This is a genomic window from Paenibacillus sp. Cedars, from assembly GCF_003184205.1.
GTDB lineage: Bacteria > Bacillota > Bacilli > Paenibacillales > Paenibacillaceae > Paenibacillus_AQ > Paenibacillus_AQ glucanolyticus.
In genome coordinates this window covers 5,754,980-5,765,000 of the sequence record NZ_CP020866.1, presented here as the reverse complement: position 1 = coordinate 5,765,000, position 10,021 = coordinate 5,754,980, and the positions used below count along the sequence as shown (strand labels likewise).

The 10,021-nt window shown below is 48.0% G+C and carries 8 protein-coding genes and 8 tRNA genes (1 of these 16 only partly in view); all 16 read left to right on the top strand.

The window, feature by feature from the left end; translation table 11 throughout:
• Positions 1 to 61, top strand: a tRNA-Ser gene (locus tag B9D94_RS27805) (it extends 31 nt beyond the left edge of the window).
• 32 nt (positions 62 to 93) lie between these two features.
• Positions 94 to 170, top strand: a tRNA-Met gene (locus B9D94_RS27800).
• Between the two features lie 9 nt (positions 171 to 179).
• Positions 180 to 255, top strand: a tRNA-Val gene (locus tag B9D94_RS27795).
• 26 nt (positions 256 to 281) lie between these two features.
• A tRNA-Thr gene (locus B9D94_RS27790) sits at positions 282 to 357 on the top strand.
• A gap of 13 nt (positions 358 to 370) precedes the next feature.
• A tRNA-Asp gene (locus B9D94_RS27785) sits at positions 371 to 447 on the top strand.
• A gap of 93 nt (positions 448 to 540) precedes the next feature.
• Positions 541 to 613 (top strand) — tRNA-Phe (locus B9D94_RS27780).
• Positions 614 to 625: 12 nt separating this feature from the next.
• Positions 626 to 711 (top strand) — tRNA-Tyr (locus tag B9D94_RS27775).
• Positions 712 to 718: 7 nt separating this feature from the next.
• Positions 719 to 791, top strand: a tRNA-Lys gene (locus tag B9D94_RS27770).
• Between the two features lie 151 nt (positions 792 to 942).
• Positions 943 to 2,163: a PucR family transcriptional regulator gene (locus B9D94_RS27765; RefSeq protein WP_006207512.1), complete on the top strand. Its 1,221-nt coding sequence runs from the start codon at positions 943 to 945 to the stop codon at positions 2,161 to 2,163.
• A gap of 108 nt (positions 2,164 to 2,271) precedes the next feature.
• Positions 2,272 to 3,396, top strand: coding sequence for an ABC transporter ATP-binding protein (locus B9D94_RS27760; RefSeq protein ID WP_006207513.1), 1,125 nt, complete (start codon positions 2,272 to 2,274; stop codon positions 3,394 to 3,396).
• Positions 3,397 to 3,786: 390 nt separating this feature from the next.
• Positions 3,787 to 4,725: an HPr(Ser) kinase/phosphatase gene (hprK, locus tag B9D94_RS27755; RefSeq protein WP_006207515.1), complete on the top strand. Its 939-nt coding sequence runs from the start codon at positions 3,787 to 3,789 to the stop codon at positions 4,723 to 4,725.
• Positions 4,726 to 4,745: 20 nt separating this feature from the next.
• Positions 4,746 to 5,879, top strand: coding sequence for a prolipoprotein diacylglyceryl transferase (gene lgt / locus B9D94_RS27750; RefSeq protein ID WP_006207516.1), 1,134 nt, complete (start codon positions 4,746 to 4,748; stop codon positions 5,877 to 5,879).
• A gap of 7 nt (positions 5,880 to 5,886) precedes the next feature.
• Entirely contained in the window at positions 5,887 to 6,537 is a 651-nt protein-coding gene (ppaX, locus tag B9D94_RS27745; RefSeq protein WP_148248495.1) for a pyrophosphatase PpaX, read from the top strand.
• A gap of 13 nt (positions 6,538 to 6,550) precedes the next feature.
• Positions 6,551 to 7,057 carry an acyltransferase gene (locus tag B9D94_RS27740; protein WP_148248494.1) on the top strand — a complete coding sequence of 169 codons (507 nt, stop codon included), beginning with the start codon at positions 6,551 to 6,553 and terminating at the stop codon, positions 7,055 to 7,057.
• Positions 7,058 to 7,233: 176 nt separating this feature from the next.
• On the top strand, positions 7,234 to 8,460 hold the full coding sequence (locus tag B9D94_RS27735; protein WP_063478252.1) for an acyltransferase: 1,227 nt from the start codon (positions 7,234 to 7,236) through the stop codon (positions 8,458 to 8,460).
• A gap of 355 nt (positions 8,461 to 8,815) precedes the next feature.
• Complete coding sequence (locus tag B9D94_RS27730) at positions 8,816 to 10,009, top strand: ATP phosphoribosyltransferase regulatory subunit (RefSeq protein WP_148248493.1); 1,194 nt, start codon at positions 8,816 to 8,818, stop codon at positions 10,007 to 10,009.
• Positions 10,010 to 10,021: the final 12 nt, after the last annotated feature.

The following is a 10,021-nucleotide window of genomic DNA, read 5'->3' as shown; positions in this document are numbered from 1 at the left end:
CTCTGCTAAGGGGTTAGACTGCGTAAGCGGTGCGAGGGTTCGAATCCCTCTCTCTCCGCCATTTGAATAACTTACATGCAATTGGTTTTATATGGCGGTGTAGCTCAGCTGGCTAGAGCGTACGGTTCATACCCGTGAGGTCGGGGGTTCGATCCCCTCCGCCGCTACCATACATACCTGGAGGCTTAGCTCAGCTGGGAGAGCATCTGCCTTACAAGCAGAGGGTCGGGGGTTCGAACCCCTCAGCCTCCACCATGTATTCATTTTTATTACCATATCATGCCGGTGTAGCTCAATTGGTAGAGCAACTGACTTGTAATCAGTAGGTTGGGGGTTCAAGTCCTCTCGCCGGCACCATCTTTACCAATGCGGAACTGTGGTGTAGAGGCCTAACATGCCTGCCTGTCACGCAGGAGATCGCGGGTTCGAATCCCGTCAGTTCCGCCATTATTTCTTTATAGGAATAATAATGGTTGGTTTTCCACAGATTAAAGTGGGAAGTGTCACACTCCGCACTTTATTTTTATGTCAATTACATAAGGCTCGGTAGCTCAGTCGGTAGAGCAGAGGACTGAAAATCCTCGTGTCGGCGGTTCGATTCCGTCCCGAGCCACCTTTATATCCTGGAGGATTAGCGAAGTGGCCAAACGCAGCAGACTGTAAATCTGTTCTCGTCCGAGTTCGGTGGTTCGAATCCATCATCCTCCACCAGTAATAAGAGCCATTAGCTCAGTTGGTAGAGCACCTGACTTTTAATCAGGGTGTCGAAGGTTCGAGTCCTTCATGGCTCATCCCAAGAGTCGTCAACGTTGTTGACGGCTCTTTTTGTTTTTTCAGAAGATAAGTTTGCTGCATACCGATCTGCTTTCAATGAATGAATTGTAGTTTGTACAGGGCGATATGCTAAAATAAGAAAAAAACGATAAAGTGGTGGAGTCATCAATGGTGGAGATGGAGCACATCGTTCAGAAGCTGGAGCAGACCCTGGGTACCTCACTCGGTTTAAAAACATTGAACGCGCAAGAAGCGGCATGGCTAAAAGAATCCATGACAGCCGCACAGCGGCATGGCAACCGCATCGGTCATCATAATGTGGAAGAGGCTCTTGGATCCATTTTCCGTGGAGAAAGGGAGACATCACGTAAAGAGCGAACCCATGCTGGCGCCTACGAATATGAAGCGCTTAACGAGGTTTGGATTCCGGTTAATCGGCAGGACCCTGTCCGGGTGATCGTGGCAGATCGGAATGTTCTGACGGAGTCGGAGATTGGCCTTATAACCCTTTTATTGTCGAGCATTCATGAGACATCTCCAGGGATAGTGTCGAAAAGCAGCGTTAAGGTCGAAGATGAACGGCGCGCTCAACAGCTGGGTTCATGGTTAAAGGAACGTCTTCAAGCCGGAGAACTGTTAGCTGAATTGCCGGATGAGCTTCTGCTCCGCTCAAGTTTAACAGAGGAAATGGTTCCATTCCTTCTGATTAATGAAAGCGAACACGCGCCGACGCCGAGTTATAAAGCGCTGCAGCGGTTATTAAAAAGCTATTTTGACGGGGACATTATTCTGGTGCCGCTTCTGGATAAAGAATGGATTATACTTGCGAATCAAGAGCTGTTGGATGGAATCACGACAGATGATAAAGAGGATACCCCAGCCGAGGGCGATCAGGATTTACTGTCTCTGTTCTGTATGGGATTGTACGAGCTGGTTTCAACGGAATGGGTCGGGGATTTCCATATCTCGGCTATACCGGCCGTTAATGCGCTTCATGCTTTGCCACAGACGGTTGGAATGTTGAGGGAGACGATGACAATCGGCCGCACGTTCCAGGTTAAAGAACATATCCATCTATCAACCGGGCTCCACCTGGAGCGTTTGGTATACAGTATCCCTGAGCATCAACGTAATCAGTTCCTGCGGGAGTATGCTGCAGGGCATACCGATTTGTTCGAGGATAGCGAGACGTTGTCTACGCTGGAGTCCTTCTTTGAATTGGACTGCAACGTGAGCGAGACAGCCAAGCATCTGTATATTCACCGGAATACGCTGCTCTATCGTCTGGATAAGATCAAACAGGAGACGGGTCTGGATGTTCGCAGCTTCAGTGATGCGGTATTAGTAAAAATTACGCTTCTATTGTATAAAGTGACGAAAAGGAAATAGGTTTTTTGTGCAGATTGTGTATAGCAAGTCAGGTGCCTATGGGGTAATATAAGATTATAAATTAATTGTATTCGATTTCATAACATTCATATGAGGGGGCAAATGCACATGGCTGGTGTACGCTTAGAGCATATTTACAAAAAGTATGCAGGTGCGGATAAAGCAACTGTAATTGACGTTAATTTGGATATTAAAGATAAAGAATTTTTGGTATTGGTAGGTCCTTCCGGTTGCGGTAAGTCCACGACATTGCGTATGATCGCAGGACTTGAGGAAATTTCTGAGGGTAAACTTTACATTGGCGACCGTGTTGTTAACGATGTAGCACCTAAAGATCGTGACATCGCGATGGTATTCCAATCCTACGCCTTGTATCCACATATGAACGTATATCAAAACATGGCATTTGGTTTGAAGCTCCGCAAAGTGAAGAAAGACGAAATCGATAAACGTGTACGTGAAGCAGCTAAAATCTTGGACATTGAGCATTTGCTCGAGCGTAAGCCAAAAGCTCTTTCCGGTGGTCAGCGTCAGCGTGTTGCCTTGGGTCGTGCGATTGTCCGTGATCCACAAGTCTTCTTGATGGATGAGCCGCTTTCCAACTTGGATGCGAAACTTCGCGGTCAGATGCGTGCTGAAATTACGAAGCTGGTTAAGCGTCTTGAAACCACTTGTATCTACGTAACGCATGACCAAACAGAAGCTATGACAATGGGTGACCGTATCGTAGTTATGCAGGACGGTATCATTCAACAAGCGGATTCCCCAGAACAGCTGTACAACAGCCCTAACAACTTGTTCGTTGCTGGTTTCATCGGTTCCCCAACCATGAACTTTATCAACGGTAAATTGTCTGAACAAAACGGAGGCGTGTACTTCACTTCCGAGGGACTGAACGTTCAGGTTCCAGGCGGCAAAGCTCAAATTCTTAAAAACAAATCGATGATCGGTAAAGAAGTCATCATGGGTCTTCGTCCTGAAGATATTCATGAAGAGCCAGTATTCCTGGAAGCTTCCCCGAACACCATCTTCAATGCAAAAGTTGACGTTACTGAGAACCTCGGTCACGAAATGCTCTTGTATCTGAGTGGATTGGGTACTGATACTGTTATCGGCCGTGTAGACGGACGTTCTACTACACGTGAAAGCGATAATGTTAAATTGGCAATCGACATGAACAAAGTTCATATCTTTGATAAAGAGTCCGAATTGAACGTGTTGCTGGGAGACTAATTCTCCGGTATACGGCATTCTCTTGAAAACCGCCCCTCAAGGGGCGGTTTTTTTAGGAGAAAGAGGCATTTAGAGTGGTACTTATTTTCATTTCTCAGCAGATATAAGCCTATTGTCCCTATCGGAAGGGCAAAGAGAATTGCATTCAGTAGCTTTTTTCGATAAGATAAGCACAAAGCAGGGCATACATAAGTGTTTCGTGCATGCGGAAAAAGCGGCGTTTAGAACGTGGCGACATATGTTGATGACAGATAAAGACGAGGAATTAGAATACTTTTTGAATAAACATTTTTTTTGAAATAACCAGATTATGAAATATATCATCCAAGATGAGCCGTGTAACGGCTGTGTTGTGATGTCAACATACAACGGAAGAAGAGGGGTAAGACCATGGCCAAGAAAGTGAAGGTATCCGAGCTGGTCCAGCAGTTTCAGCTGGAGGTCATCGCAGGCGAGGAAGGCTTGAAACGTCAGATTACAACGGACGATCTGAATCGTCCAGGATTGGAAATGGCGGGCTATTTTGAGTACCATCCGCGTGAGCGTGTACAGCTTATGGGGCGCACGGAGCTAGCTTTCTTCGGGATGCTGAAACCGGAGGAACGTAAAGAACGGATGCGTAGTCTGTGTACGGAGGAAACACCGTGTATCGTGGTTACGCGTTCGCTGGAAGTGCCGGAGGAATTGGTTGAGCTCGGGAATGAGCGAGGTTTGCCTATTCTGCGCAGCAGTATGGCAACTACCATTCTAACGAGTCGATTCACAAGCTTCCTGGAGCGAAAATTAGCACCGACTACAACCATTCATGGTGTATTGTGTGATGTATACGGCGTGGGTATGCTGATTACCGGTTCAAGCGGCATCGGGAAGAGCGAGACAGCGCTCGAACTTGTAAAACGTGGACACCGGTTAATTGCCGATGATGCGGTTGAGATTCGCCAAACCTCGGATTTTCAGCTTCACGGCACGGCGCCGGAGTTGATTCGTCACCTTCTGGAGATTCGCGGAGTCGGTATTATTAACGTAATGACATTATTCGGCGCCGGGGCTGTTCGGAATAACAAGCGGATCACCCTCGTTGTTCGCTTGGAGGCCTGGCAGCAGGATAAGCAGTATGACCGTCTGGGTTTGGATGAAGAGACCACGCGTATTATAGAGACGGATATCCCTCTGGTGACCATTCCCGTTCGTCCAGGACGTAACCTTGCGGTTATTATTGAAGTAGCAGCCATGAACTACAGATTGAAACAAATGGGACTTAATGCTGCACTGCAGTTTACGAACAAGCTGACGGCAACCATCGCTGAAGATATGGACGATTTGGACTAGGACTAGGGAGGTTATAAGTGATGCAAACATTGCTCATCGATCCGGTGGCGTTCTCCATCGGATCGCTGCGTGTTCATTGGTATGGCTTGATTTTGGGGCTTGGGGCACTGGCGGGTCTGCTGCTGGCTATTCGCGAAGGCAAGCGTTTTGGCATTCCGCAGGAATTCTTTATGGACTTGCTCTTGCTCGGCGTTCCTTCTGCCATCATCGGTGCACGCATTTATTATGTTGCTTTTAAGTGGGAAGACTATAAGGATAACTTCCTCGATGTGTTCAAAATATGGAATGGCGGTATTGCGATATTCGGCGCACTTATCGGTGCGATTATTTGCGCGCTGATCTTTGTTCGCAGAAGGGGCTACTCGTTCTGGCGAATTGCCGATATCTGTGCTCCGTCTCTATTGGCCGGCCAAATTATTGGACGCTGGGGGAATTTCGTCAACCAGGAGGCCTATGGCGGTCCTGTAAGCGAAACATTTTTGCGCGGGGAGCTGCATCTGCCTAATTTCATTGTGAATCAGATGAATGTACAAGGCGTATTCCATCATCCTACCTTCTTATATGAATCATTGTGGAATTTGGTTGGTATTGTTGTACTGCTTATTATCCGGAGACAAAAATTCTTGCGTTCCGGCGAACTTTTCATCGGATATTTCATCTGGTATTCCATTGGCCGGTTCTTCATTGAAGCGGTGCGCACGGACAGTTTGGCATTTCAAGGCTCTACCGGCCTTGCCGACTTCATTAACAATACGCTATGGGCACCGATGACCTGGATGGGCTTTGAACTGGGCCATCTGGATCCAGCCTACGGAAACATCCGTATCTCACAGCTGTTGTCTGTCTTGTTTATTATTGCAGGCATCATACTGATTATTGTACGCCGTGTGACAGGTCGAGCGAATGTGCGTTATCTGGATCCGATCGTGTCCACCAAAGCAGGAGTCAGCCCAACCCCGGAGGCGGAGCTGCAAACGAATAAAACAGTGAAATCCCCGGCGGCAACTTCTTCGAAAAATCATAAAGAGACAGTGGAAACAGCGGAACTTGTTGATAAGAGCCCTCTTACCCAAGCTCAGGAGACGGAGGCCAAGCAAACGCAGGTGGATGAGACTCCGGTTATAAAACCAGATACGGAGGACAAAAAGGAGTAGTTGCAGCATGATTGAAACCGTACTGTTTGATTTGGACGGCACCATTATTGATACGAATGAATTGATCATCTCATCGTTTCTGCATGTATTCGAGTCTCAGACTCCAGGACCTTTGACCAGAGAGCAGATCATTCCGCATATGGGGACAACGCTTGAACAGCAGCTGCAGGCTTTCTCGGGGGGCGTCGAAGATGTGAGCCCGTTTGTAACAGCCTACCGCTCGTTCAACACGCTTCATCATGATGAGATGGTCAGACCATTCCCGCATGTGAATGAAGTCGTGGAGCGTCTTCATCGACACGGGTTAACCCTCGGCATCGTAACGACGAAGATCCGTCCCTCCACGATGATGACTTTGGAGAAGTTCGATCTCGAACGCTTCATGTCTGCGATTGTTACGGTGAATGATGTAGAACACCCCAAACCGCATCCCGAACCCGTTCTGACAGCGATAGAGCGGCTGGGTGCGAACCCGGAGACAACGTTGATGATCGGTGACAGTCCAGTCGATATTCAGTCTGCGAAGGCGGCAGGCGTTAAGGCTGCCGCAGCAGCCTGGTCCCTGAAGGGTGAACTGAAGCTGAAGGAGTATGGTCCGGATTTTATTTTGAGGGATATGAGAGATCTGTACGATATCGTAGGACTTCCAGAGGAATAGGAGTTTTGGCAGCATGGCCAGAAAGATTACCCGTTATCCTGTAGAAGGGCCGAACGCGCTGTGGCAAATCTACCGTACCGTTAGCCCGTTTAAGGGCGTGAAGAACTTCATCTTTATCCAGCTGGCGCGCTATTGCCCCATCCTGCCCATGAAGAACTGGATATACCGCCATATGCTCGGGATGAAGGTAGGTCCGCATGCTGCGTTTGGACTGATGGTCATGGTGGATGTGTTTTTTCCTGAGAAAATAACCATCGGTGAGAATTCGGTGATCGGCTACAATACAACCATTCTTGCACATGAGTATTTAATCAAGGAATATCGCCTAGGAGAGGTATGGATTGGGGAGAACGTACTGATCGGCGCGAACACAACGATATTGCCTGGTGTAACCATTGGGGATGGAGCGGTTGTTGCTGCAGGATCTGTTGTACATAAGGATGTGTCACCAGGTGTCTTTGTAGGCGGGAATCCATTGCGAGAGCTGAAGAGGACATCGACGGAAAGTGAGTCAATTTGAGGTAATATGACATGTCAGGTTCTCAAGCTGTCGGATTTATTGTAAAATGAGATGAGGATGACATGACAGAAAGCGAACTATAGTCCCCTGGGTAATGGCCTTGAGGGACTTTTTTGCCCGCCGCCTTATACATGGACTCTATGAAAAAGCTGAAATAAAAGGAGGCGACGCCTGATATGAGTGCTACGCTGAACAAAAAGGAAAGGCTGCCGCAACTCGATATCTATCGTGCGATGGCTATTCTGGGCGTGCTTCACGTACATGCGACTTCATTTGCAACGGTGGATGCAATCGATTCGCGGTTCTATTATATTATTAATTTTTTGAATATCTTCTTTAAATACGGCACACCTTCGTTTATATTTCTGAGCAGTTTTGTGTTGTTCTATAACTATGCAGACCGTCCATTGACCAAGGATTTGATCAAGAACTTCTACAAACGGCGGCTTTTGTATATTCTGCTGCCTTATGTGCTGTTCTCTATCCTCTACTTCTTTGTTCGGATGTATCAGAATGGACTGCTGAACAGTTCGTTTGATCTATGGGCACAAATGCCGCTTTTCTTTGAGCGTCTGATTCGCGGACAGAACTATACGCACTTATATTTTGTATTCATCAGTTTGCAGTTCTACATTCTGTTCCCGATCTTCCTCAAGCTGTTCAAATCGTCCCGGTTTCTGGTGCGGTGGGCGGTTCCGATCGGATTCCTGCTCCAATGGGGCTTCATCTTATGGAATAAGTATGAACTGCAATATACGTTTAAAGGCAGCTTGGCTATCTCTTATCTAGCCTATTACATGCTGGGCGCTTACCTGGCGATGAATTACGATAAATTCAAGGGCTGGTTAACGTCCTCATGGAAGAAGCAGACTTCGGGTCAAAGGGCAGGCACGGTCGTGTTGTGGGCCGGATGGATCGCGGTGGCACTGGCTCATGTGCAAATCTGGTACAATCAGCGATTGCACGGTGCCAAATACGATTCCCTGTTGTACGAGCTGCTGTGGAATCTGCATACCGTCTTCTCTGCGATTGTGCTGATGCAGCTGGCAAGCTGGCTGTACAATAGCGGTTGGAAACTCATCGTTAAGGTCCTGACACGGATTGGCGAGCTATCGTTCGCGATATATCTGGTGCATCCATTGTGGCTGTTCTTGTATCGGGAATACGATCTGAAGCTGAACCCAGTAACCGATGATTATCTCATTTGGGTATATGGCGGTATGGTAACCGCGCTGATTGTCAGTGCGCTTGTGGTGCAAACCATGTTCCGGTGGATCCCGGGCTCCTGGATGCTGCTTGGCAGCGTGCCGCGTTCGTTAAAACCATCATCCAAAGCACCCAAGACGCCGTCACAAAAAAAGGATACCGTTACAGGCGACAGCAAGAAGTCGGTTGATCTGTAATTGTAATATCTGTAATCATAGCAGGCATAATTTCATCTCATACCAACGATCATGAACCAAGCCGTCCGGCAATCGGGCGGCTTTTTGTATGGGTGCGCATAAGGCATCGCTGGGGATGATCACAAGCCAAGCCAGCCACTACTGCTCGTTCTTGTGTTACAATTATACCCAGAAGTGAAGCTGGCCCTGGGGCGGCTAATGTCATTAGAAACAGAGAACGATACATAGATGTACGCATTTCCCATGCATTGACGATCGGGATCTATTCATGGTAATATAGCCAATATCCTTTAATTTATTAGCAAGGTAACACTTTACCATATTAAAGACTTTTTCTGATTTGAGGTGGAGCTTCATGTCTAAACCAAAAGGCTTCGAGAAACCGGCAGGTGTTCGTGATTATCTACCCCATGCAGTCACCAAGCTGCGCCGGATTGAACGTGAAGTGCTTGCGTGCATGGACCGCTGGGGATACCGGCAGATCATGACACCAACGATGGAATATTACGATACAGTAGGCGTAGCAAGCTCTACGTCGGACCAAAAACTGTTTAAATTACTTAATAAACGTGGAACAACAATGGTGCTTCGATCTGATCTTACGGCTCCGATAGCGCGGGTCATGTCATCACTGCTGAAAGATGAGCCGCTTCCGGTGCGTTTGTCATACCATGCCAATGTGTTTCGCGCGATTGAAGAGGAAGCGGGACGGGAAGCGGAATTCTTCCAGACGGGTGTTGAGCTTGTAGGCGATGATTCCCCTGAGGCGGATGCCGAAGTGATAGCATTGGCCATTGAATCGCTCAAGGCGGCAGGCGTCGAGAGATTTAAGATTGCGATGGGACATATGGGTTATCTTAATGGTCTGCTCCAGCAGGTGCTTCCTGAGCGGGCTGAAGATCAAGAAAGTTTAAAGCAGGATCTGCTGAATCGGGATTACGTCGGATACCGGAATACCATCGCCAGCCTGCAACTGGCCCCAGGACAGCAAGAACAGTTAGAAGGAATTCTAAGATTGCGCGGTGGCCGGGAGATTGCCGGTCAAGCTCTTGAAATTAGCAGCAATGACCTCGCCAGGGCTTCTATTGAGCATCTATGCAAGGTGTGGGAGGTGCTGGAGGCATACGATGTCTCCAGGCATGTTCTGTTTGATCTCACCATGCTCGGGGACTTCTCCTATTACACAGGGATGACGTTCGAGGGCTATGCGGCGGAATTAGGCTCCCCTGTGGCAAGCGGTGGTCGTTATGACAAACTGCTCCAGCAGTTTGGCCGTGCGGTTCCGGCAACAGGTTTTGCCATCAAGACCAACCGTATATTGGATGGAGTACAGGGTTCCGAGATTGTGGAAGACCTTCCTGTTCTCATTCGTTACACGGCTTCTTATCGGAAGAAAGGATTAGCTAAGGCGGCTGATCTTCGCGCACAGGGTCATACGGTTATAACTTCAATTATTTCGGATCATGCAAACGGTGGAGACGAAGGGGCTCCTGTCATATCCGGGAGTTTGCTCCATAGAGGATACCGGGAGATTATCACACTTCAATAGAACCTGGACGTG